Annotated in this window: 20 protein-coding genes; 9 read left to right on the top strand and 11 right to left on the bottom strand. The window is 63.3% G+C overall.

Going from position 1 to position 21,757, the window contains the following annotated elements; all coding sequences use genetic code 11:
• Positions 1-13 precede the first annotated feature (13 nt).
• Genes ABD742_RS11820 through ABD742_RS11800 form a run of 5 tightly spaced genes read left to right on the top strand, consistent with a single transcriptional unit; the run spans position 14 to position 3,225 of the window.
• Positions 14-283, top strand: a complete 270-nt coding sequence (locus ABD742_RS11820; protein WP_234754098.1) for a hypothetical protein — start codon at positions 14-16, stop codon at positions 281-283.
• Complete coding sequence (locus ABD742_RS11815; RefSeq protein WP_234754099.1) at positions 283-1,218, top strand: FAD:protein FMN transferase; 936 nt, start codon at positions 283-285, stop codon at positions 1,216-1,218. The genes ABD742_RS11820 and ABD742_RS11815 overlap by 1 nt, the downstream gene beginning before the upstream one ends.
• On the top strand, positions 1,215-1,784 hold the full coding sequence (locus ABD742_RS11810) for a ferric reductase-like transmembrane domain-containing protein (protein WP_234754100.1): 570 nt from the start codon (positions 1,215-1,217) through the stop codon (positions 1,782-1,784). Before ABD742_RS11815 ends, ABD742_RS11810 begins: the two co-directional genes overlap by 4 nt.
• On the top strand, positions 1,781-3,004 hold the full coding sequence (locus tag ABD742_RS11805; RefSeq protein WP_234754101.1) for an NADH-ubiquinone oxidoreductase-F iron-sulfur binding region domain-containing protein: 1,224 nt from the start codon (positions 1,781-1,783) through the stop codon (positions 3,002-3,004). Before ABD742_RS11810 ends, ABD742_RS11805 begins: the two co-directional genes overlap by 4 nt.
• Positions 3,001-3,225 carry a ferredoxin gene (locus ABD742_RS11800; protein ID WP_234754102.1) on the top strand — a complete coding sequence of 75 codons (225 nt, stop codon included), beginning with the start codon at positions 3,001-3,003 and terminating at the stop codon, positions 3,223-3,225. The genes ABD742_RS11805 and ABD742_RS11800 overlap by 4 nt, the downstream gene beginning before the upstream one ends.
• A gap of 36 nt (positions 3,226-3,261) precedes the next feature.
• Here ABD742_RS11800 and ABD742_RS11795 read toward each other — a convergent pair whose 3' ends face one another.
• Together ABD742_RS11795 and ABD742_RS11790 are read right to left on the bottom strand one after the other, a co-directional pair.
• On the bottom strand, positions 3,262-4,215 hold the full coding sequence (locus ABD742_RS11795) for a hypothetical protein (RefSeq protein WP_234754103.1): 954 nt from the start codon (positions 4,213-4,215) through the stop codon (positions 3,262-3,264).
• Entirely contained in the window at positions 4,212-4,919 is a 708-nt protein-coding gene (locus tag ABD742_RS11790; protein WP_234754104.1) for a cytochrome b N-terminal domain-containing protein, read from the bottom strand. The genes ABD742_RS11795 and ABD742_RS11790 overlap by 4 nt, the downstream gene beginning before the upstream one ends.
• A gap of 329 nt (positions 4,920-5,248) precedes the next feature.
• Here ABD742_RS11790 and ABD742_RS11785 point away from each other — a divergent pair, with 329 nt between their 5' ends.
• The gene (locus tag ABD742_RS11785; protein WP_234754106.1) at positions 5,249-5,692 is read left to right on the top strand and encodes a pyridoxamine 5'-phosphate oxidase family protein; all 444 of its coding nucleotides are present in this window, start codon (positions 5,249-5,251) and stop codon (positions 5,690-5,692) included.
• Here the strand turns inward: ABD742_RS11785 and ABD742_RS11780 are convergent.
• Together ABD742_RS11780 and ABD742_RS11775 are read right to left on the bottom strand one after the other, a co-directional pair.
• The gene (locus ABD742_RS11780; RefSeq protein ID WP_234754107.1) at positions 5,676-8,090 is read right to left on the bottom strand and encodes an HAD-IC family P-type ATPase; all 2,415 of its coding nucleotides are present in this window, start codon (positions 8,088-8,090) and stop codon (positions 5,676-5,678) included. The two genes, ABD742_RS11785 and ABD742_RS11780, sit on opposite strands and share 17 nt — an antisense overlap.
• Complete coding sequence (locus ABD742_RS11775; protein ID WP_234754108.1) at positions 8,087-10,489, bottom strand: phosphoketolase family protein; 2,403 nt, start codon at positions 10,487-10,489, stop codon at positions 8,087-8,089. Before ABD742_RS11775 ends, ABD742_RS11780 begins: the two co-directional genes overlap by 4 nt.
• Before the next feature lie 277 nt (positions 10,490-10,766).
• Here ABD742_RS11775 and mgtA point away from each other — a divergent pair, with 277 nt between their 5' ends.
• Entirely contained in the window at positions 10,767-13,469 is a 2,703-nt protein-coding gene (gene mgtA / locus ABD742_RS11770) for a magnesium-translocating P-type ATPase (RefSeq protein WP_234754109.1), read from the top strand.
• A gap of 27 nt (positions 13,470-13,496) precedes the next feature.
• Here mgtA and ABD742_RS11765 read toward each other — a convergent pair whose 3' ends face one another.
• A complete protein-coding gene (locus ABD742_RS11765; protein WP_234754110.1) occupies positions 13,497-14,669 on the bottom strand; it encodes an acetate/propionate family kinase in 1,173 nt (390 codons plus the stop codon).
• 175 nt (positions 14,670-14,844) lie between these two features.
• On the opposite strand from ABD742_RS11765, the gene ABD742_RS11760 reads away from it, so the two are divergent.
• Positions 14,845-15,723: a universal stress protein gene (locus tag ABD742_RS11760; RefSeq protein ID WP_234754111.1), complete on the top strand. Its 879-nt coding sequence runs from the start codon at positions 14,845-14,847 to the stop codon at positions 15,721-15,723.
• A gap of 32 nt (positions 15,724-15,755) precedes the next feature.
• Here the strand turns inward: ABD742_RS11760 and ABD742_RS11755 are convergent, their stop codons facing one another.
• From ABD742_RS11755 to ABD742_RS11745, 3 genes are all read right to left on the bottom strand, one after another.
• On the bottom strand, positions 15,756-16,823 hold the full coding sequence (locus tag ABD742_RS11755) for a zinc-dependent alcohol dehydrogenase family protein (protein WP_234754112.1): 1,068 nt from the start codon (positions 16,821-16,823) through the stop codon (positions 15,756-15,758).
• A gap of 60 nt (positions 16,824-16,883) precedes the next feature.
• Positions 16,884-17,348 (bottom strand): pyridoxamine 5'-phosphate oxidase family protein, encoded by a 465-nt coding sequence (locus tag ABD742_RS11750; protein WP_234754113.1) that lies wholly within the window; start codon positions 17,346-17,348, stop codon positions 16,884-16,886.
• A gap of 64 nt (positions 17,349-17,412) precedes the next feature.
• A complete protein-coding gene (locus ABD742_RS11745; RefSeq protein WP_234754114.1) occupies positions 17,413-17,883 on the bottom strand; it encodes a pyridoxamine 5'-phosphate oxidase family protein in 471 nt (156 codons plus the stop codon).
• 178 nt (positions 17,884-18,061) lie between these two features.
• On the opposite strand from ABD742_RS11745, the gene ABD742_RS11740 reads away from it, so the two are divergent.
• Positions 18,062-19,777: a sensor histidine kinase gene (locus ABD742_RS11740; protein ID WP_234754115.1), complete on the top strand. Its 1,716-nt coding sequence runs from the start codon at positions 18,062-18,064 to the stop codon at positions 19,775-19,777.
• A 17-nt stretch (positions 19,778-19,794) separates the two neighbouring features.
• Here the strand turns inward: ABD742_RS11740 and ABD742_RS11735 are convergent, their stop codons facing one another.
• The 3 genes from ABD742_RS11735 to ABD742_RS11725 form a co-directional block, all read right to left on the bottom strand.
• Positions 19,795-20,490 (bottom strand): response regulator, encoded by a 696-nt coding sequence (locus ABD742_RS11735; RefSeq protein ID WP_234754116.1) that lies wholly within the window; start codon positions 20,488-20,490, stop codon positions 19,795-19,797.
• 174 nt (positions 20,491-20,664) lie between these two features.
• Positions 20,665-21,108 carry a pyridoxamine 5'-phosphate oxidase family protein gene (locus tag ABD742_RS11730; protein WP_234754117.1) on the bottom strand — a complete coding sequence of 148 codons (444 nt, stop codon included), beginning with the start codon at positions 21,106-21,108 and terminating at the stop codon, positions 20,665-20,667.
• 55 nt (positions 21,109-21,163) lie between these two features.
• Positions 21,164-21,607 carry a universal stress protein gene (locus ABD742_RS11725; protein WP_234754118.1) on the bottom strand — a complete coding sequence of 148 codons (444 nt, stop codon included), beginning with the start codon at positions 21,605-21,607 and terminating at the stop codon, positions 21,164-21,166.
• Positions 21,608-21,757 lie beyond the last annotated feature (150 nt).

The raw sequence follows: 21,757 nt of genomic DNA, 5'->3' as shown, positions 1-21,757 counted from the left end.
CAAGGAGGCTGCGATGAACTCCAGGGAAAGTGGCCACAGGATCGCCCGTCAAGTGACATCGTGGGTGGGGGCCGCGAGCGTGGCGGGCGCCGTGGTCGTGGGTGCGGCCGTCTCGGCTCCGGCCGCGGCGGGCAATACCTCTTCCGGCAACACGTCTTCCGGCAATACGGGGCAGTCGACCACTCCGAACTATGGCTCACGCCACCACTACTCATCCACCTCGCCGGTACAGCCCCTCGGGCCCGGATCGACGGCCCCGCAGGGCCGAACGTCAGGATCCTGATGGTAACGGCGGCGCGGCGCTGGGAGCTATGGAGCACCGAGGCATGTGTCATCGTCACCGAACCATCGATGCTCGACCAGGCCGTCGACCTCAGCAAAGCCGTATGCCACGATGTTGAGATGGCGTGCAGCCGTTTCCGCGACGATTCGGAGCTCATGATCCTGAGGGGCCAGCTAGCCGACGGCCGCGAAATCAGCGACGTACTCGCGGCCATCGTCCGCAGCGCATTGGCTGCTGCGGAAATGACCGACGGGGATGTGGACCCGGCGCTGGGAGGCGTGCTGCTTGGCCTCGGGTATGACCGTGATTTCGCTCTTCTCGACGAACCTCAGAGCCCGGGGCCGGAGGCACAAGGATCAATTAGAGTGACAACAGTGGCCCCGTCCTGGACCCGGATAGGACTTGCCGGGAACAGGCTTAAAGTGCCCGAGTGCCTCCTGCTCGACTTTGGCGCAATCGGCAAAGCGTTGGCGGCCGACTGGGCAGCGCACCGGATTTCGTCAACGCTTGGCTGCGGTTCGATGGTGGGTCTTGGGGGCGACATTGCCACTGCGGGGGAGGCGCCCCCGGAGGGGTGGGTGGTGCTGGTCCAGGATCTACCGGACGATCCCTCCGGGTGCGTCCGCCTGAACTCCGGCTATGCGGTGGCCACATCGAGCACGCAAAAGCGCCGATGGAGCCATTCCGGCCGACAAGTCCACCACATCATCGACCCGCACACCGGATTGCCGGCGGAAGCCTTCTGGAGGACGGTGACGGTGGCGGCGAAAAGCTGCGCGGAAGCCAATACAATCTCCACCGCATGCGTGGTGCGGGGCCGCCGCGCGCCGTCGTGGTTGCGGGACTTAGGCGTGCCTGCCCGCTTGGTTGACAGTGCAGGCAGGGTATCCACTTGCGGTGGCTGGCCTCCGGACGAGATGGCGGGTCAATCATGAACACCGTATTCGATCAGGCTCTTTGGGCGGTGGGCCGAGGCTCCGGCGTGGTGGCCCTCGTGCTCCTGACACTTTCCGTCCTGCTGGGAATTGGCGTCCGCTCTGGGCGGGCTGTCGTGGGGATCCCGAGATTTGCAGTCACGTTGGTACACCGCAATGTCTCACTCTTCTCGGTGCTGTTTGTTGTGGTCCACGTTGTGTCCTTGCTCTTTGATCCATTTGCCCAACTGAGGCTGGTCGATTTCTTCGTTCCCTTCCTGGGGGCATACAAGCCATTCTGGCTCGGACTTGGGACGATAGCCTTCGATCTCCTTGTCGTCGTGACCATCACCGCTTTGCTGCGCAACCGGATCGGTCCCAAGGTGTTCAAAACCGTTCACTGGCTGGTCTATGCGATGTGGCCTGTGTCGGTGCTTCATGCCATAGGAAATGGCACGAACGGTCGTGAGCTCTGGTTCCTCGTCCTTGCGGTGTTTTGCGTGATGGCAGTTGGAGGGGCCATCGCGTGGAGGCTGCACGAGGACTTTGTCGAATACCGGAACGTGCGCCGCCAGGAAACCCGATGACATCTGATCAGAGCACCGTCAGCCTCCGGGACCATGTTGCCGGTCCAGCCGGTACAACGCGATTGTTCGCCGCCGGTTCAGCTGATTTCGGCAGCCACCAGGCAGCCTTTGGTCCGCTCCCGGCGATGGACCGGGCGCGGTTGATTGACGAACTGTTGCAGTCCGGGCTCGATGGTCGCGGCGGGGCTGGATTTGCGGCCTGGCAAAAGTTGGCGTCGGTCCCCGCAGATGGACGGCGGCCGGTCGTCGTCGCCAACGGTGCAGAAGGTGAACCGCTGAGCCAGAAGGACGCAGCCCTGCTGCACAACGCCCCCCATTTGGTGATCGACGGCATCCTGATCGCCGGCCGGAGCCTTGGCGCCAAGGAACTGCACTTGTATGCCGGCGCGGAGCAGCTAGCTCCCGTCGCCCGCGCCTTGAAAGAGCGCGGGGAGGCGCGCATACGCCTGCACGAAGCGCCCGATACGTTTATCTCGGGAGAAGCAACGGCAGTCGTCAGCGCTATTTCCGGCGGCATGGCTGTTCCGGGGGACCGAACAAAGCGGTTGACCAACAGCGGCCTGAATGGGCGGCCGACACTGGTGCACAACGTGGAGACACTCGCTCACCTCGCACTGATCTCGCGCTTCGGTTCTGCCTGGTTCCGCGGCGTCGGAACCGGTTCCGCGCCAGGGTCCAGGCTCATCACCCTGTCCGGGAACACGGCCGGACCAAGGGTCTACGAAATCCCGACCGGTGTGCGCCTGACGGAGATCCTCGTGAGTACCGGCGTCGATCTGCATTCGGTCCGGGCAGCCCTGGTGGGTGGATACCACGGCACGTGGCTCGCCGTGGACCAGCTGGATGCACGGTTCTCAAAGGAAGGGTTGGCCCCGGTGGGTGCCCGGACCGGTGCCGGAATCATTATGACGCTGGGGTCCGGGGCCTGCGGCCTCTCAGCTACTGCGGACATTCTGGCCTACCTGGCGGGCCAGTCAGCACGCCAGTGTGGTCCCTGCATCAATGGCCTACCCGCCATCGCGAGCGTGTTCGCGCGTCTGGCTTACGGAGACACCAACGGGAAACTTCCACAGGAGATTAGCCGGCTCGCTGCGCTGGTAACCGGCCGGGGTAGCTGTGCCCATCCGGACGGGACCGCCCGGCTTGCACTCAGCGCCCTGACGGCTTTTGCCTCCGACGTCGGAGCACACCTGCAAGGGCGATGCGAGGCGCTCCGATGACAGACCGAAAGCTGCCCCGCACCACAATGCACATCGATTGGACCCGTTGCGACGGCCGGGGCCTTTGCATCGAATTACTTCCGGAGCTGCTCACGCGCGACGATTGGGGATACCCGGTGGGCCGTGGCGGGTCCGAAATTGCAATCCCTCAAAAGCTCGAATACGCGGCCCAGGACGCAGTGGCGCTCTGCCCTACGCAAGCGCTCACACTGCACCAATGACACTGTTGGCCTCAGTCCGGGCGCCTGCAGGCGGGACTACCGGTGCTTGTAGTAGTCCCTCCAGATCAGCCGGTGCACAGGGATGCGGCGGGGCAACGACCTGAGTCCGGGGATGAAGGGCACCAGGGTCAGGAGGAGCGTTAGGATCACCATGGAAAACACGACGAGTACGTCGGCGTTCGGCGATGATTTGAACGGTTCCACTTGGTAAAGGGCGGAGAAGAGCCAGAGCCAGGACTGGCCGGGGTAGTTCCCCGTTTCATTCATCATTCCCCACTGGTCGCCTGTCAGATGCTGGGCGTCGGCAAGGCCGGGGAAGTAGCTGCCGTCGCCGAGGAACAGAATGCTGGCTTTGTAGTCGGTGTTGTAGAACAAACCTTTTGCGCCCAGCACCGGATCAAGGGTCCCTTGCTGCGCCATGGCCAGAAGGGCTCCGGTGAGGGCCGGTACCGGGCCGTAGTCGCCGGCCGGAACCTTCGCCGGGTCGTTGTCCGGGGCTTTGCTGAGTGCGTCCCCGTACGCGGCGGTCCAGGCGGTGTGTTGGGCGTCGCTAGCCTTCGTCCATTCGTCGATGGCGGCCGGGGGTGTTGGAAGGGTTTGGAGCGGGCCGATGACGAGGTCGTTGCCGGTGTCGATCGGGAGCCGTACGCCGGAAAGGCTTTGCAGATCGATCGGGCCGAGTTTTTGCGAGGCATCGGGCGTCGAATTGTAGGGTGGTCCGTACCCTGCTGTGCGGCTGGTGCCTCCAAGTTCGGCGGTGGCGGTTGCCACGAAATCCGCGGGCTGGGCCTGCGCCCATGACTTGAGGGTCACACTCGGGTCGTCCGGCGAGCTGAAGACCGCGGAGAGGCCGAGAACCAGCAGCCCGACAACGACTACTCCAACAGCGAGCTCCTTGAACAGGTCGTATTCGCGCAATGTGCCGCCCCATGGCCTGCTGGCGATGTCGTTCCGTGTGCGCCACGAGGTTGATACTGGGGTTTTTGTCATTTCTTGTCCTCGAAGTCCGCGGCCGGGTTTGGTGTCGCTGGGCGCAGTTGGGCGTCGGATGCGTCGGCCTCCAGCGGAGGCACTACGCCGTGCATCCGGACGAGCACGACGTGGAGGGCGACGACGACGGCGACGGCCAGGGGGAGGAGCGTGACGTGCCACATGAGTATCTGGCCTAGATCGGCGACGTTGAACCAGGCACCTATACCGACGGCGTTGAGGGCGTCTTTGGCTTGGAAGGCAATCCATTGCGAGTCAAAATTTGTTTGAAGCAGGTATCCGGTGAAGGCCGTTACGATCGAGACGACGAACGCGAGCATCCCGGTGATCCAGGTCAGTACGCGCCCGCCTCGCCAGGCTGCCATCCAGAACTTGCCCCAGAGGTGGATCACCATGAACATGAAGAACAGTTCAACGCTCCACAAATGGGTGCTGTTGATGAAACGGCCAAGACTGGAGACATGGAACCAGGTGGGACCGTTCAGTGTCAGCACGATGCCGGATCCAATGATGTAGACGAGGGCGGCAACGGCACCCATGCCGAAAACGTATATCCAGGACGATACGTAGCTCGGTTGGCCTTCGGGAAGCAGCTTGTCCGGCGGCAGCCGGCGCAAGGCCCAGCCCCGGGCCTTGCCTGTCCAGGTGGAAAAGCGTGGCTCGCCGCCGTCAGCAGTTGAAATAGGCTCATGGTCAACGGTCATTTCCGGCTCCTTCGGCCCGGAAACGGAACGACCAGAGCGAGAACAAATAACGCGACCATAATGGCAATGACCATCAGATTGCCGAATTGGATCAGGAAATCACCCCACTGGAAATAGATTCCGGGATCCGGCATTCCAGCATCCGTCTGTTGTATTCCGAGCATCATGGCCTCTTTCGATGAAGGGCGAACCTTGGGTGGGAAGCCTTCCGTAGGAACGACGCTACAAGCTTGCTGGCCAACAGACACGGGTCCAAGGGCCCTATTGGATGATGCGGGCCGCATGCATGCTGGAATCGCTTGGATTGCAGACCATCGAAAGGACCGACCATGTCACCGGATACCACAAACCCCGTAGAAGTCCTGAACGAGGAAGAATGCTGGAATATCCTTTTGGGCGCGACGTTGGGACGGTTGGCACTGAGCATTGCCAACGAACCCGAGATCTATCCGATCAACTTCGTCGCCCACGACGGAAAAATCCTCCTGCGGACAAATCCCGGAGAGAAGCTGTTCGCGCTCACGATCAACGCCAACGTTGCGTTGGAGACGGACGGGATAGGCAGCCAATCCGCCTGGAGCGTCGTGGTTAAAGGCAAGGCTCGGCAACTGGAGTCCGGTGCCGAGATTGAAGCCGCCGAAAGGATTCCCCGCCAACAATTGACCTCCACAAAGAAGCGGGTTTTCGTTGAGATCGTCCCGACGTCCATTACCGGGAGGCGCATCCACCGGGGACCGGAAAACGACGAGCTCACGCCTAGCGACTTGTACTGAGCCTTAGAATTTCAATGGCGAGGGTTCCTCCGAGTGCGCTGCCAAGGGCTGCCAGGAGGAGGCCGTTGGGAGGCCACTCCAGGCTGAAGAAGTCCCGGAGAAGCGGCACGGTCAGCACAAAGGTCAGGCTGGCGTACATTGCTCCGATGATACCTACGCGTCGCAAGTTCAGTGGCCGCGAAATCGCTGCAAGTATCCACAGTCCAGTGAGTGAGAGCGTGATGAACGCGGCGGTTCTGGTGGCATCGCTTGGGTAGCTTCCCACTTCGGTGGCGTAGGCGTTGACTGTAAATACGGCGACAGCGACGATGAGCCCGGCCGGGACGGCGAATGAGAGCGAGCGTTTGAGGAATCCGGGCTTGTAGGGCCGGGCATTGGGCATGAGGGCAAGGAAGAACGCCGGTATTCCGATGGTGAGGCCGTCCGTGGCCGAGAGCTGGCGCGGAAGGAACGGGAAATCCCACAGTAGCGAACCGAAGATGACGGAAAGGGCGACGGCGTAGGCCGTCTTGCTGAGGAACAGAACCGAAACCCGTTCGATGTTAGCGATGACGCGTCTGCCCTCGGCGACGACCCGGGGAAGGCGATCGAGGCGACCGTTCAGGAGGATGAGGCGGGATACGGCCTTGGTCGCGGCTGCGGCCGAATCCATGGCGATGCCGATGTCCGCTTCTTTGAGTGCCAGAGCGTCGTTGACCCCGTCACCGGTCATCGCGACAGTATGGCCTCCCCTTTGCAGTGCCAGAACCATGTCTCTTTTCTGCGCCGGAGTGACCCGTCCGAAAACCACGTTGTTCTTCAATACTTCCTGCATCAGGCCCGGATCCTTTGGCAATAGCCGGGCGTCATAGCCTGCTTCAGCATCCAATCCGACTTCCCGGGCGACCGCGGCGACAGTGCGCGGATCGTCGCCGGAGATGATCTTCAGATCCACGCCTTGCTCCCGGAAATAGGCAAGGATCTTTGCAGCGTCCGGGCGCACCTTCTCCCGGAAGGTCAGCAGGCATACCGGAGCACAGCCGGCCGGCGACCGGGCATCATCGGCGTCCTGAATGGGCAGTGGTCCGGGCACGTGGGCCAGGATCAGCGTACGGAGCCCGGCTGATGCCAATCTGGCCGAGGCCGCGAGAGCGTTTGCCGTGCCTGCAATGTCCTCTCGCAGGACCAAGTCCGGAGCGCCGAGCACCCATGTGCCCGCCTCATTTTGGTCTGCGCTGAAGCTGACGGCACTCCATTTCCGGGCGGAAGAGAATGGCGCCGTCGAGGTCGGGCGAAGGCCGCCACCGGACGGGAAGGGTTCGGCAAGGCATCGGGCAGTGGCGTTGGCGTTGGGGTCGGCACCAAACCAACCCAGAACTTGTTTCCAGCCCGGGTTCAACAACGCCCCGGTTTCATGTACGGCGTCGAATACGAGCCGGCCTTCGGTGAGGGTGCCGGTCTTGTCCAGGCAGAGCATGTCCACGCGCGCCAGGCCTTCCACGGCTGCCAACTCCTGGATGAGGACCTTCTCACGGGCCAGCCGTATCCCGCCGACGGCGAAAGCGACGCTGGTCAGGAGTACAAGGCCCAGCGGGATCATGGCGATGACACTGGCGACCGCCCCCACTGCGCCGGTTCTCCAGTTCCCGGTGCTGATTGCTTGCTCCCAACCGCCGCTGGCCTGCATCTGCCCGTTGACGACGAGGACCATGACGGGGAGCAACAGCCAGCTGATCCATCGCAGGATCCTGTTGAGACTGTTGCGGATCTCGGAGTTGACTACGGAGAAGCGTTTGGCCTCGGCGGTGAGCCGGCTGGCGTAGGAGTCGGCGCCGACGCGGACCACTCGTGCCGTGCCGTGGCCGGCGACAACGCTGGAGCCGGAAAGTACTTCGGCGTCTGGCATTTTGCTGACGGGATCGGATTCGCCGGTGAGCAGGGATTCGTCAAGCTCCAGTCCGTCGCCGTCGAGGACGACGGCGTCCGCGGACACTTGATCGCCGGTGCGCAGCACGAGGATGTCGTCACAGACGATGTCCTCGACGGCAAGGTCGTGGACGGCACCGTCACGGAGCACCCGGGCATGTGGGGCGTAGAGGATGGCGAGCCGATCCAGCGATCTTTTAGCCCGGTATTCCTGGACGATGCCGATGAGGGCATTGCCCAGGGCGGCGAAGCCGAACAGTGCGTCCCTCCACTGCCCCAGCAGGAGCAGCAGCACGAAGCTGCCGACCACGACGGCGTTGAACAGCGTCAGAACGTTGGCCCGGAGAATCTGCCACAGGGTTCTGCTTGGACCATCCGGAACTCTGTTGGTCAGTCCTGCTTCCGTGCGGGCCGTGACCTCAGCGTGGGACAACCCGGATCCGGCCGGGGAGTTGGTTCCGCTGGGCTGGTGCAGGGCTTGCTGTTGGGTCACATGGGTGTCCAGACCCAGTCGCGGATCTCCGGGAGGTCCTCGAAGTGTTCGCGGATGTACAGCGTGTGTGCGTCGAGCTGACTGCGGCAAAAGCCGGCCAGTTCATCCGCGCCGGGGACCTGGCGGTGGACGCGACGCAGTGCTTCGAGGAGCAAGTGGTAGCGGCTCATCTTGTTGAGGACCACCATGTCAAAGGGTGTGGTGGTGGTTCCTTGTTCGTTATAGCCGCGGACGTGGAACCGCTCCGGCTGTGGCCTTCCGTGCAAGAGCTGGTGGAGGGCCCGTGCGTAGCCGTGCCAGGCCATGATGACTTCTCCGTCAGCGGTAAAGAGTTCCACGAATTTCTCCGGGGACATGCCGTGGGGGTGGATGTCGCGGGGCGGAAGGACCATGGCATCCATGACGTTGACGACGCGGACCGTAAGTTCAGGGAGATGCTTTTGCAGCAGCCAGGCGGCGGCCAGCGTTTCTTGGGTGGGGATGTCTCCGGCACAGGCCATGACGACGTCGGGCCCGGCACCTGCAGCACCAGGCTCCTCGTTGCCCGCCCAGGACCAGATGGACGCGCCCGCCGCGGCATGCTCCCTGGCCTCCTCGAGCGTCAAGTACTGCGGGTGGGGCTGCTTGTCGACGACCACCAGGTTCACGTAGTCCCTGCTGCGCAGGATGTGTTCGGCGGTGACGAGAAGCGTGTTCGCGTCCGGCGGCAGATAGACGCGGGTGACCGTCCCTGACAGGGACAGCACAGTGTCGATCAATCCGGGCCCCTGGTGGCTGAATCCGTTGTGGTCGTTGCGCCAGCAGGTGGAGGTCAACAGGATGTTCAGGCTCGGCACCGGTGCGCGCCATTCAAGTTCCCGCGCGTGCTGGAGCCATTTGGCGTGTTGGATGGTCATCGACGCGCTGACCATCGCGAAGGCCTCATAGCTGGCGAAGAGGCCATGGCGCCCGGTGAGCAGGTATCCCTCCAACCAGCCTTGACACAAATGTTCGGAGAGGACTTCCATGACCCTGCCTTCCGCTGAGACGTGGTCTTCGGGGAGGGCATGATCGCCGTCCCTGGCGGGCTCCAGAAGGCAGCGGTCGGTGGCCTGGAAGACAGCGCCGAGCCGGTTGCTGTTGGTTTCGTCGGGGCAGAAGAGCCGGAACCGGGGATCGTTGGCCGTAGCGATGTAGATGTCCCGGAGCAGTTCACCCAAGGGCCTTGTGGTCTCATGGATGACCGATCCCCGGGGCGCCGGCGGCAGCGCGTACCGTCCCAAGTCGGGGATTTCCAGGGCTGTGCCGGCACCGCCCCGGCCCGCGCGTACGGCGCTCATGCGAAGACTGCCTTCCGGGGCAAGCGCGGCCAGTTCGGGGACGAGCCGGCCCGCGCTGTCGAAGAGGGTTTCCGGCCGGTAGGAGCGCATCCAGGCCTCCAGCTGGGCCATGTGTCCGGGGTTCTCGCGGACCCCTGCCAGGGGTACTTGGTGGGAACGGAAGGTTCCTTCGACGGGGAGCCCGTCGACCATGGCCGGCCCGGTCCACCCTTTGGGTGTTCGCAAGATGATGGCAGGCCACCGCACCGGGCCGTGTACACCATGGGTGAGCGCCTGTGATTGTAGTTCGCGGATGCTCGCATACGCCGCGTCCATCGCTGCGGCGAGGGCGTGGTGGACAAGCTGGGGATCATCGCCGGAGACGGTCACCGGATCCCAGCCATGGGCCCTGAGCAGCAACTCCACGTCCTCGTCGGATCTGCGGCCTAGAACGGTGGGGCCGGAGATCTTGTGCCCGTTCAGATGCAATATCGGCAACACGGCACCGTCCCTGGCCGGGTTGAGAAAGGATGGCGCCTTCCATGATCCTTCCAACGGGCCGGTCTCGGCTTCGCCGTCGCCGATAACGCAGGCCACAATCAGCCCGGGGTTGTCCATGGCGGCGCCCGTGGCGTGCATCAAGGAGTAGCCAAGCTCGCCTCCTTCGTGGATTGACCCAGGAGTAGCAGGGCCGACGTGGCTCGATACCCCGCCCGGTGTGGAAAACTGCCGGACAAGCCGCAGGAGCCCGGGGACATCCATCTCCACCTTCGGATAGATCTCCGAGTAGGTGCCCTCAAGGTAGACATTGGCGACGACGGCGGGCCCACCGTGGCCCGGACCCGCAACGAACAGGACCTCCGCTGAGGTCCGTCTGATCAGCCGGTTCAAGTGGGCATATACAAGTGACAATCCAGGGCTGGTTCCCCAATGCCCCAGAAGGCGCGGTTTGATGTGGCTGGGCAGCAACGGTTCCCGCAGCAGGGGATTTTCCTGGAGGTAGATCTGGGCCACTGTGAGGTAGTTGGCCGCGGACCAATACCGGTCCAGCAGCTCAAAGTCCTCGCCCCCAGCCTCGGGGATGACGGTTGTTGTTTCCATGTGGTTGCCTCTTCCGGGGTCGACGGCGTGCCGAATGCACGCGTTTCTGGCGCCTGGACAGTCTGGTCTTCACAGTGCTGGTCTTCACGGTGTCAGATACACGGCGGGGCGGTTAGGGCCATAGGGCCCTAGGCTGCGCCGCAGCGGCACGTCACTCATAACTCCACCTGAAGTGTGGTTGTCCTCGCCGGGCACTGGTTCGTCAACCACCTCTCCCCAAGCCGTACCCTTATCCCAAGGGCGACTCCCTCAGACGATGCATTCGAACGGATACGGCATGTCAGATCTCAACGTCCAGGAGCGGCACTCCCAACAGCTGCCGATCACCGACGCCGCGTGCCTTCAGCCGGACCAAGTGCTGGATCACCTGCGCTCCAGCCTGGCAGGGTTGACCACCAAAGAGGCCTCGGAACGCCTTGCAGAACTCGGCCCGAACGCGGTGCGCACGCACCGGGCCAACGGGTGGGCGGTGTTGGGCCGGCAATTCGCCAGCCCCATCCTCATCCTGCTGATCATCACGGCCGGGCTGTCCCTCTTCCTGGGCGACGCCACGAATTCGATCGTGATCGGCGTGATCCTGCTGGTCAGTGTGGGCTTGGGCTTCACCAATGAATTCCGCGCCGAACGGGCCTCCGAAGCCTTGCATTCCCGGGTGACCCACCGCGCCGTCGTGCTCCGCGACGGAACCACGCAGGACGTGGACGTCACCGCTCTGGTGCCGGGCGACGTCGTACATTTGAGTCTTGGCGCCATCATCCCCGCCGACATCCGCCTCCTGAGCACCAAGAACCTCCTCTGTGACGAAAGCATCCTGACGGGGGAGTCCCTGCCAGCCGGCAAGGATCCGGCGCCGGTGGCGCCCGGGTCGGCGCTGGGCGACCTCGCGTCCTGCGTCTTCATGGGAACCGTCATCCAGTCCGGCGGCTGCACCGGCGTGGTGGTGGCCACCGGCGGCCGCGCCGAATTCGGCCGTATCGCGCTGGGCCTGGGAGAACGGCAGCCCCAGACCGAATTCCAGCTTGGCCTGAAGCGGTTCTCGTTCCTGCTTTTGCAGGTGGCTATCGGGCTCACCACGCTGATCTTCATCGCGAACCTGCTGCTGCACCGCCCGCTGATCGAGTCGCTGCTGTTCTCCCTGGCAATCGCCGTCGGCATCACGCCCCAGCTGCTGCCCGCCGTCGTGAGCACGAGCCTCGCTACCGGCACGCGCCAGCTGGCCAAGCGGAAAGTCCTGGTCAAGCGGCTGGTCTGCATCGAGGACCTGGGCGACATGGACATCCTGGTCACCGACAAAACCGGCACGCTCACCGAGGGGCGGATCAGTTTCACCGGCGCGCTGCCCGCCTCCCCGGATGTGTCCGACGCCGGACTCCTCACCTTGGGTTTGCTGGCCACCGAAACCGACTACTCTGAGGCCAAACTCTCCACGGCCGGGCAGAACCCGCTGGACGCCGCCCTCTGGGAAAGCGCTGGGGCGGCGGCCTTTGATCCCGCCCGCTTTGAGCGCCTCGACCTGATCGACTTCGACCACCAGCGCCGGCGCACCAGCGTGTTGGTGCGGGAAGCCGGCGCCCCGGCGCGCCTGGTCACCAAGGGCGCCCCCGAGGACGTCCTCGCCCACTGCGGACCGACGTCGGCCAACGTGCAAGCCATGCTGGACGAACAGTTCGACGCCGGATCCCGCGTCGTCGCGGTCGCCACCCGCCGAGCGTCGGGGCTGAGTCGCATCACACCCGATGACGAAAAGGACCTCGACCTGGCTGGCTTCCTCGTTTTCCTCGACCGGCCCAAGGCAAACGCGAAAGCGTCCCTCGACCAACTGGCCACGCTGGGCATCTCCGTGAAAATCGCCACCGGCGACAACGCCAAAGTCGCCGAAAAAGTATGCTCCGAGCTCGGCGTGGTCTCCGGCGGAACCCTCACCGGCGCGGACGTGGACGCCATGTCCGATACCGAGCTGGCCGCCACCGCCCGGGAAGCCACGATCTTTGCCCGTGTCTCGCCCGAGCAGAAAGCCCGGATCATCACCTTGCTGCGGCAAAGCGGCGGAGCGGTGGGATTCATGGGCGACGGCGTCAACGACGCCTTGGCCCTGCACCGCGCGGACATCGGGATCTCCGTGGACAGCGCCACCGACGTCGCCAAGGACGCCGCCGACATAGTGCTTTTGGAAAAAGACCTTGGCGTCCTGGCCGAAGGCGTGATGGAGGGCCGGAGGATCTTCGCGAACACCATCAAGTACGTGCTGATGGGAACGTCCAGCAACTTCGGCAACATGTTCAGCGCGGCCACGGCGTCGGTGGTGCTGAGTTTCCTGCCCATGCTGCCGGGGCAGATCCTGCTCAACAACCTGCTCTACGACAGCGGCCAGCTGGCCATCCCGGGCGACCGCGTGGACAAGGAACAGCTCCTGGCACCGTCGCACTGGAACATCGCGTTCATCCGGCGCTTCATGTTCCTCTTCGGGCCGATCAGCTCAATCTTCGACTTTGCGACCTTCGCCCTCATGCTGTTCGTCTTCAACGCCGTCCCGGGGGAGTTCCGGGCGGGCTGGTTCATCGAATCCATCGCCACGCAGACCCTCATCATTTTCGCCATCCGGACCCGGAGAGTTCCGTTCCTGCGCAGCCGTCCCTCGCTTGGTCTGTTGAGTGCATCCCTGGCAGTGGTGGCCGCGGGGATCTTCCTGCCGTTGTCACCGCTGGCAGGCGTGCTCGGCTTCGACCCGTTGCCGGTGCCGTTCTTCCTGGCGGTACTGGGAATGATCGTTATCTACATGGTCATGGTGGAATTCGCCAAGCAGTGGTTCTTCGCCCGGGCCGCGCAGCAGTTGCCGGGCGTGCCGACGCCCGTCCGCCGTCGGCCGGAAACCCACCACATCTCCCGCCGCGCCGCCCGCTTCAGCGCACCCGTTGCCGCGGTTGTGCCAGGGCCTCCATTGCCTCGGCGGCTTAAGGGTCTGCTTCCCGATTCCAGCTGAACCGTCCGTCTCCGGCGGAATCCGTTTCTATTCGTTGATGCTTCGAATCGGTGGATCATCCGAAAGTACGACGGCGGCCGTTGCCTCCGCGATGGCGCGTTCCTCGTCGCTCGGGACGACCAGGACAGGAAACCTTGATCCGTCGGTACTGATGGTGCGGATGCGTGTGTCCCGTGACTGGTTCCTGTCCTCGTCGACGTAGAGACCGAGAGGCCCGACCAGCGACAGCACCCGCGACCTGAACTGGACGGAATGCTCACCGATGCCGCCGGTGAAGACCAGTGCCCCGGCCCCGCCGACAGCCATGTTGTAGGCGGCGATGTATTTGGCCAGCCGGTAGGCGGCCATGTCGGAGGCGAGGATGGCCCGGGGGTCCCCGTGTCGCACAGCGTCCTGGACCGTGCGCATGTCGGATGAACCGGCCACGCCCAGCAGCCCTGCCCGATGGTTGAGGAGCTCATCGATCTCGTCCGGTCCAAGGCCGCGGCGCTGCAAGAGAGTGACAACAGACGGATCAAGATCGCCGGAACGGGTACCCATGACCAGTCCCTCCAGCGGTGTCATACCCATGGACGTATCGGCGCTGCAGCCGTTCTTGATAGCGGTCACAGAGGCGCCATTGCCAAGGTGCGCGACAACGGCGTTCAGTGAACTTACCGGGACGCCGAGGAACGCCGCCGTGTCGCGGCACGCCATCTCGACGGAGATCCCGTGGAAACCGTAGCGCCGGATCCCGTGTCTCGTATAAAGGTCCTCCGGAACGGCGTAGCGGGATGCAAACTCAGGCATCGTGTGGTGGAATGCCGTGTCGAAAACGGCGACCTGCGGAGTGTCAGGCCAGCGGTCGGCCGCTGCCCGCATGCACGCCACACTTGCCGCGTTATGGAGCGGCGCCAACTCGCCAAGTTCCTCTATTGCCCCCATAACGTCCCGGGTGACGCAGACGGGCGAACCGAAGCGTTCCCCACCATGCACCACACGGTGACCGATGGCCTCAAGGGGCCCTCCATCCGTTTCGTTATCAATCGCCGCGTCGACCACATCGAACACAGCACCAAGGAAACCAGAACCCAGCGGGCCCTCCTGCGGCCCATCAACCACTCGATCAAGCAGGAGAGCCGGGCTCGTTCCAGATGCTCCGATGCGCCGCACCTGGTATTTCAAGGATGAGGAACCCGGATTCAATACAAGGATCAGCAAGACGATGTCCTTTCGCGAAGACAAGCAGCACCGGGCCACAAGACGCGCCACCCCTTGAGGACCATAACCCGGCACAAGCGCCGGGCGGGAGGGTCTTCCGGCCCTAGCGGGTCACCGGCGCGGCCAATGACACTGGAAGAAGATGACTGCAGCTTGCTGGAAGGCGCCTGGGCTCGTGAAGAAACAGATTCTTGTTGGAACGGATGGGTCGGCGGTGGCCGGTATTGCGGCGGACTGGGCGGCGGAACGCGCCCGCGATCTGGGCCTTCAGCTTAACTTCGTCCATGCGGTTCCCGAGCTGTGGGCGTTCCCCGAGAAAGCCCTCCACGAGAGCGCGATCGCGCAGGCCAAAGACTTGCTGAAGAGCGAGGCGTCCCGCGCCGCGGTACGGGTTCCCTCCCTGGATGTGGTCACGACCCTGTGCTCCGGAGAACCCGCGGAGAGCATGCGGACGCTCTCCGTGGACACTGAAATGGTCGTTGTGGGAACTGACCGGCGACCTGACAGCCACGGAGAAGGGTTCGGCTCGGTCAGTTTTCAGATCGCCGTCATCAGTCAGTGCGCGGTCGTGGTCGTCCCTGCCGCTTCAACGCAGGAATCAACAGGGGTAGTGGTTGGCGTCGATGGCTCAAGCGATTCCGATCTCGCCGTCGAGTGCGCCGCCAACGAAGCACAACGGATGAGGCAGGGTCTGACGCTTGTCCATGCCGGCGGCGAAGCCGGACCTCCTTCTCCTCCCGGGAGCTCTGTCCACGGAGATCCTCCGGAGCCTGAGCTCGATGGGCGCACGCTACTGTCCGCATCGGTCGCGGGCCTGTCCGGGCGCTACCCGGGCCTGGTCGTGCACGAGATCCTGGACCACCAGCATCCCCCGGACGAAGCGCTCCTTGACGCCAGCGCCCATGCGCGGCTCTTGGTCATAGGGTGCAAAGGAAGAGGCGGGGCCCGCGTGCTTGTCGGCTCGGTGGCCCAGCACGTCTTGCTCAATGTCCAGTGCCCCACGTTGATAACCCGCCCGCCGGTGAATCCAGCGCCGGCTCCGGATGCGTCGTGATCTCTGACCTTTCAATGGCTCCTTCCGGGCGCCTAGTGGTCAGAGCCCCGGCTGAGGATGACCTTCAGGGCGTGCGTTTCCTTTGCCCTCGAGAACGTGTCGTAGGCATCCAGGATTTGCTCCAGCGGGAAGTGGTGGGTCGCGAATTTCTCAGCAGGGATTTTGTGCTGGGCCACAAGCCGGAGAAGCATGGGGGTGGTGTTGGTGTTGACGAGTCCCATGCTGATGGAAATGTTGCGGATCCAGAGTTCCTGCAGACGTAACTCAACAGGCCTGCCGTGCACCCCAACGTTGGCCACGTTTCCGCCCGGCCGCACAAGGCCAAGTGCCATTTCGAAGGTGTCCGGGATCCCCACAGCTTCAATGGCAACGTCCACGCCGGCCCCGTCTGTGAAGGCCATGACGTCCTCGATCCACCCGGGATTGTCCGGGTTCACGACTTCTGTTGCGCCGAATTCCCGGGCCCGGGCCAGGCGCCCCTCATCAGGGTCGATCGCGATGACCGTCGCGGCACCGTGAAGTCCTGACGTGAGCATTGCCGCCAGGCCGATGGGGCCGGCGCCGACGACGGCGACAGTGTCACCTGGCTTGATCCGCCCGGCCTGGACCCCGATTTCGAATGCCGTGGGCAGAATGTCGGAGAGCATGACGGCTTGGTCGTCGGTGACCCCGGCAGGCAGCTTATAGAGGGAGTTCTCCGCATACGGTACTCGCACGTATTCTGCCTGAGTCCCGTCGATGAGATGGCCGAAAATCCATCCTGTTCCGGGCTGGCCTTCCTCTCCGGAGCAGTGCGAGTAGAGGCCCTTCTTGCAGTTGCTGCAGTGGCCGCAGGATTTGATGCAGGAGATGACCACTCGGTCTCCGGTCGTGAACCCGGTGACGGAAGCACCTACTTCGGTCACGGTGCCTACACCTTCGTGTCCTAGGACCCGCCCCTCTTGGACTGCCGGCACGTCACCTTTGAGGATATGCAGATCGGTTCCACAGATCGTGGTGGTATCGATGCGGACGATGGCGTCGGTGGGGTGGAGGATACGAGGTTCCGGAACATCGGTCCAAGACATCTTTCCAGGGCCGGCATAGACGAGCGCTTTCATTGTGGATCCGTCCAATAGGGTAAGCACTACCTTTGGGGGTGCCGGCCAGCAACTGCAGGGTCAGTGGAACAGCTCAGAGCGGGCATCCCACACTGGTGTGGCCCAGATGTCAGGCCGGGTGGTCTTGAACCGGCGTCCGGTGACAGCATCCCAGGTCAGGCGCAGATAGTGGCTTTTGGTGCCTGGTTGCCAAGGGTCCAGATGCAGGGCATCGGCGGCGGCCGTTTCCTGCCGGTCGAGAATCAGATGGGCCGAACCGCGCACGACGACGCTCCAGGCCTTCCCGGAGCCAGCATCGAAGCCATCGATTTCCAGTGCGCAAGGGTCCCGCATGGTGCTCCAGAATTTCGTGCCGATGCCGGTCCGGAAGACGATGGAGCCGTGGTCCACGACGTAGTTCACGGGGAAGATGTCCGGATGGCTCTCGACGATCACGGCCAGCCTGCCCACTGTCGATTGGCCCAGAAGCTCAAAGCATTCGTCAGGAGTGAGTCTTTCAACCGGGTCCACTGATTGAGGGTTCATGAGGTTCACGCTACCGGTGGATGTCCGCCGTCGTTAGGGGCTTTAGACCCGCCGGACGCTGCGCTCATTCAAGGCCGGCCCGGGTGGCGTCGTCAAGGGGGCTCCGCCACGTCAGGGGAGGGGTGACGGTGAAGCGGCGCCCGGTGATCGACGTCGGGACGACGCGGATGAAGTGGTCTTTACGGCCCGCCTGCCACGGGAAAAGAAGCAGCCCGACTGTATCGAGCACCTCTTGGGTGAGCTTAATGGCGACGGCTTGCCCTTTCACAACCACGCTCCACGCCACCCCGGTGTCCGGGTTGACGCCGTCGGCTTCCAGGGCCACGGGTGTTTCACCCAGGGCCGAGTAGAGTTTGGTTCCTTCCCCGGTCCGGAAGACGAGGGTGCCGTGGTCGACCTTGTAGTTGATAGGGAAGATGTCCGGGTGGTCTTCCACCCAGACGGCGAGGCGTCCCACCGGTACGCCACGCAACAGTTCCCAGCATTGAGGGGGCTCCAGGACCTCTGGCTCCGGTGTTGATGGTTTGTTCGTCATGTCGCAGAGGCTACGCCCGGACGTGGCGGTGGAACAGGGCACAAAGGCCCGTGCAGGGCGCACCGCCCGTTCGTCTGGAGGAAGATAGAGCGCCGGAGTAGTCTGTCATCGGATGGGCCACCTGCTTCGATGTGGGCCTTCATATCAATGTGGGCGGCTATTGTCCGGAAGGTGGTAGATGGACGGCTCCAGTCCAGACCCTGTGCGGGCTGATCGTCCGCACGTCACCGGGATCCCGATCGAAGACCTGCTCAGGGACTTTCTGGCCCGGGCCGGAGAACTCCTTGATGCCCAGGAACACATGCGGGGCCTTCTGGAAGCGGTGGTGGCCGTCGCCGAAGATTTGAGCCTTGAGGCTGTGCTGGACAGGGTCGTGACTTCAGCCTGCCGGCTGTTGCACGCCCGGTACGGGGCGCTTGGAGTCATCGGTGAGAACGAGTCGCTGAGTCACTTTGTCACTGTGGGCATCGATGAGGAACTTTCCCATCGCATCGGGCCGCTGCCGACCGGGCATGGCGTTCTCGGTCTGCTGATCACCGAACCCGCGCCCCTGCGTCTTCACGATCTGCGCCAGCACCCGAGGTCTTACGGATTCCCGGAGCATCACCCACCCATGAAGTCTTTTCTCGGCGTTCCGGTGCGCGTGCGCGACGTCGTCTTCGGGAATCTGTACCTGACCGAGAAAGAGGGCGGCGACTTCACTCCGGAAGACGAAGATCTGGCGGTGGCGTTGGCCGCCGCAGCCGGCGTGGCCATCGAGAACGCGCGCTTATACGAGGACGCTCGTCGCCGCTCCTCATGGCTCGAGGCATCTATGGACGTTACAGGCCGGATGCTGGGCGATGACCGGATGGCGGAACCTGACAAGGTGGCGCTCGACCTGATCGCAGACAGGGCACTCCGCGAATCGGAATCGCAACTTGCCCTGATCCTGGTTCCTGACGGCCGGGTGGGCACCTACGGTGTCGCCGGCGCTGCGGGATCGGACGGCGCGAAATTCGCGGGGCGGATCTTGCCCATGGATTCCGCTGAAATCAAGGCTGTCGCGGCCACAGGAAAGCCAGCTTGCCTGGATGAGGCCGGGGAGATCCTCGGCAATCGCGACGGGTCTTCGTTGGGAAAGCTCCTGGCGATCGATCTGACCGCACAGGGCGCCCACCATGGACTACTGGTCCTTGTTCGCGAACCCGGGAAAGGGCCATTCTCACGGACGGACATGGAGATGGGGGCCGTATTCGGCTCACACGTTGCCCTGGCCCTGGAGCTTGATCGAAGCCACCGGCTCCGCGAACAACTGGTGGTTTTCACGGACAGGGACCGCATCGCGAAGGACCTGCACGACGTCGTCATCCAGCGGCTCTTCGCCGCAGGCTTGAGCATCCAGAGCCTGCGCCGCTTCACGACAGGCGAACCTGCATTGAACCGGATCGATGCGGTCACGGCGGAACTTGATGAGACCATCCGGGATCTTCGCAATACGATCTACTCCTTGCGGGCCAGCTCCGGTGAACAGGAGTTGTTGAGCAGCCGGATACTCCAATCGGTCCGAAACGCGTCGAAGTCCTTGTCGTTCGCTCCGCATTTGACGCTCACCGGCGCAGTCGACTCAGTGCTCGATGACGGAACTGTCGCGAACACACTTGCGGTCATCTCCGAAGGCCTTAGCAACGCCGTCCGCCACTCCGGAGCGCTGGCAATCGGCGTCTCCGTCTCGGTCGCAGATGGCATGCTGACCCTGATGATCGAAGACAATGGAAGAGGCTTCAGCGATCCCGTGCGCGGGAATGGCTTGGTGAACATGGAACAGCGGGCACTCGAGTTGAACGGCCTTTGCACTGTCAAGAGTTCGCCAGAGCAAGGGACGACCTTGGTGTGGTCGGTTCCGGCCTGCTGAACGGTCCTTCTGAACCGTCAGCGAACCGTTCCCGTATCCGTCTCTGCTCCGTGGGCCATGTAGACGGCTGCCTGGGTACGTCGTTCAAATCCGAGTTTGGCCAACATCGAGGACACATAGTTCTTCACGGTCTTTTCGGCCAGCAGCATTTGCTCACCGATCTGGCGGTTCGTCATGCCCAGGCCGACGAGTTCCAAGACCCGTCGCTCCTGAGGAGTCAGTGAGGCGACTCTGGGATCCACCCGCTGAGGCTCGGTGAGTCCCTGGATGATTTTCGCCTTCACCCCTGCGTCAAACAAGGATTCGCCCCTGGCCGCCCGGCGCAAGGCATCCAAAAGGTCCGTGCCACCGATTTCTTTCAAGACATATCCCGAGGCACCGGCAAGAACCGCACCCCGCAGGGCCTGTTCGTCATCGTAACTGGTCAGAATCAGGCAATTCAGCGAGGGATCGATGGAACGCACATCCCGGCACACTTCGATCCCGGTACCGTCCGGCAACCGGCCGTCCAGAATCGACACGTCCGGGCGCAACGCCGGGATACGCCGGGTGGCTTCCTCCGCGGAGCCGGACATGCCGACCACTTCGAAGCCCTCGCTTTCCAGAAGTTCGCGAAGTCCTCTTCGGACGAGCTCATGGTCGTCGAGGACGTACACACTGATTGGTCCCGCGCCGGAGTGCCGTGGGCCGCCTTGTGCTGCTGGCTGATTCATGGTCCTCCTGTCATGCAGTCTGTGGCCGCGGTCGCGCCGGTCCATCATGGTTTGTCCGGCCATGTCATTGTTCACGACCCTCCGACGGCTCACAATGGCCGAAGGGCCTTGTACATGGCCGGGCGCTAGCCGACGCCGGAGCGCCGTCGACGATTGGCGCCGAGAGGTCCGGACTTAGCGTAAATGCACGTGGCGGCCTGTTACGACTGCTGCGTGCATCCGGATGAAGTTGTTCCTCTCCCCGCCGGCCCAAGGTTCTTCCATGACCTGTCCCCAAAGATAGGTCAGCAACTCGGGTTCCTCCACATGCGAGGAAGGCCCGCTGGCCAGAACCGACCAACCTTCGCTTCTGTCTGACCTCGCTTCGTCAATCTCGAATGAAGTGTTCAGGCGAGGAACGGCGATCCCGATGGTTCCGGTGGCAGAGGTGCGGAAGTAGATGGCTCGATTGTGGACAAGGTAGCTGACGGGAAGGATCATCACTCTGTTGTTGTAGTTGAAGCCAAAGCGGCCTGTGTCCTGTGAGCACAGTAGCTCCCAGCAGCGTTCTTCGCTGAGTTCGTTCGAGACATGCCGGGCGCCATCAATGCGACTGGGTTCCATGTTGGGCAGGGACATTTTGTTCTCCTCTTTCCGGTTCACGCATCATGGATCCTTCGATCGTCCGTGCCGATCAATTGTTCTCCGGTGCATGGACAACGAGGACGGGGCAGAGGGCATGTGCCACACAGGCTGAACTCACCGATCCGACCAGCAGCCCGCCGAATCCTCCATGTCCCCGCCTGCCCACCACGATCATGTCGGCATCCCGGCTGGCCTCAATAAGAGACTCCCGGGCATGACCCCGGACAAGGCGGGAAACCACGTTTTCGGGCACGTCCGGACCAAATGCCTTTTCCAAGGATTCCTTGAGGATCTGCCCGGTGCTTTCCTCGAAGCCTTCGATGCCCATGGCCACATAGCCGCCATAGACCTGAGGGAATTCCCAGTAAGCCGTGGCAATGACCTGCGCTCCCAACGGCACCGCAAGGTTCTGGGCCCGTTTGAGTGCCTCGATCGAGGCTTCCGATCCATCAACCCCAACAACGATCCTGCCTGTGGATGCTTCCTGGCCCATGACTTTCCTCTCGCTTCAAGGTTGATTCCCTTCTCCGTTAGCGTGGCCTGTGACTGCCCCGAGAAGTAGGGCCGAAAGTCACGGTGTCTGCCCATAGCCGTTTCGATGTTGGCCCGCAGGTCTTCCCAACAGCGCTTGAAGGACGGGCCG

Origin of the sequence: Arthrobacter ramosus, from assembly GCF_039535095.1 — a bacterium.
GTDB lineage: Bacteria > Actinomycetota > Actinomycetes > Actinomycetales > Micrococcaceae > Arthrobacter > Arthrobacter ramosus.
Note: the sequence above shows the minus strand (reverse complement) of the source record. Positions and strands in the feature narration are given on the sequence as shown.

Excerpts from the sequence above, each read along its gene's own strand:
- ABD742_RS11820 (WP_234754098.1), top strand. The coding sequence starts at position 14 with ATGAACTCCAGGGAAAGTGGCCACAGGATCGCCCGTCAAGTGACATCG.
- ABD742_RS11815 (WP_234754099.1), top strand. The coding sequence starts at position 283 with ATGGTAACGGCGGCGCGGCGCTGGGAGCTATGGAGCACCGAGGCATGT.
- ABD742_RS11810 (WP_234754100.1), top strand. The coding sequence starts at position 1,215 with ATGAACACCGTATTCGATCAGGCTCTTTGGGCGGTGGGCCGAGGCTCC.
- ABD742_RS11805 (WP_234754101.1), top strand. The coding sequence starts at position 1,781 with ATGACATCTGATCAGAGCACCGTCAGCCTCCGGGACCATGTTGCCGGT.
- ABD742_RS11800 (WP_234754102.1), top strand. The coding sequence starts at position 3,001 with ATGACAGACCGAAAGCTGCCCCGCACCACAATGCACATCGATTGGACC.
- ABD742_RS11795 (WP_234754103.1), bottom strand. The coding sequence starts at position 4,215 with ATGACAAAAACCCCAGTATCAACCTCGTGGCGCACACGGAACGACATC.
- ABD742_RS11790 (WP_234754104.1), bottom strand. The coding sequence starts at position 4,919 with ATGACCGTTGACCATGAGCCTATTTCAACTGCTGACGGCGGCGAGCCA.
- ABD742_RS11785 (WP_234754106.1), top strand. The coding sequence starts at position 5,249 with ATGTCACCGGATACCACAAACCCCGTAGAAGTCCTGAACGAGGAAGAA.
- ABD742_RS11775 (WP_234754108.1), bottom strand. The coding sequence starts at position 10,489 with ATGGAAACAACAACCGTCATCCCCGAGGCTGGGGGCGAGGACTTTGAG.
- mgtA (WP_234754109.1), top strand. The coding sequence starts at position 10,767 with ATGTCAGATCTCAACGTCCAGGAGCGGCACTCCCAACAGCTGCCGATC.
- ABD742_RS11755 (WP_234754112.1), bottom strand. The coding sequence starts at position 16,823 with ATGAAAGCGCTCGTCTATGCCGGCCCTGGAAAGATGTCTTGGACCGAT.
- ABD742_RS11750 (WP_234754113.1), bottom strand. The coding sequence starts at position 17,348 with ATGAACCCTCAATCAGTGGACCCGGTTGAAAGACTCACTCCTGACGAA.
- ABD742_RS11745 (WP_234754114.1), bottom strand. The coding sequence starts at position 17,883 with ATGACGAACAAACCATCAACACCGGAGCCAGAGGTCCTGGAGCCCCCT.
- ABD742_RS11740 (WP_234754115.1), top strand. The coding sequence starts at position 18,062 with ATGGACGGCTCCAGTCCAGACCCTGTGCGGGCTGATCGTCCGCACGTC.
- ABD742_RS11735 (WP_234754116.1), bottom strand. The coding sequence starts at position 20,490 with ATGAATCAGCCAGCAGCACAAGGCGGCCCACGGCACTCCGGCGCGGGA.
- ABD742_RS11730 (WP_234754117.1), bottom strand. The coding sequence starts at position 21,108 with ATGTCCCTGCCCAACATGGAACCCAGTCGCATTGATGGCGCCCGGCAT.
- ABD742_RS11725 (WP_234754118.1), bottom strand. The coding sequence starts at position 21,607 with ATGGGCCAGGAAGCATCCACAGGCAGGATCGTTGTTGGGGTTGATGGA.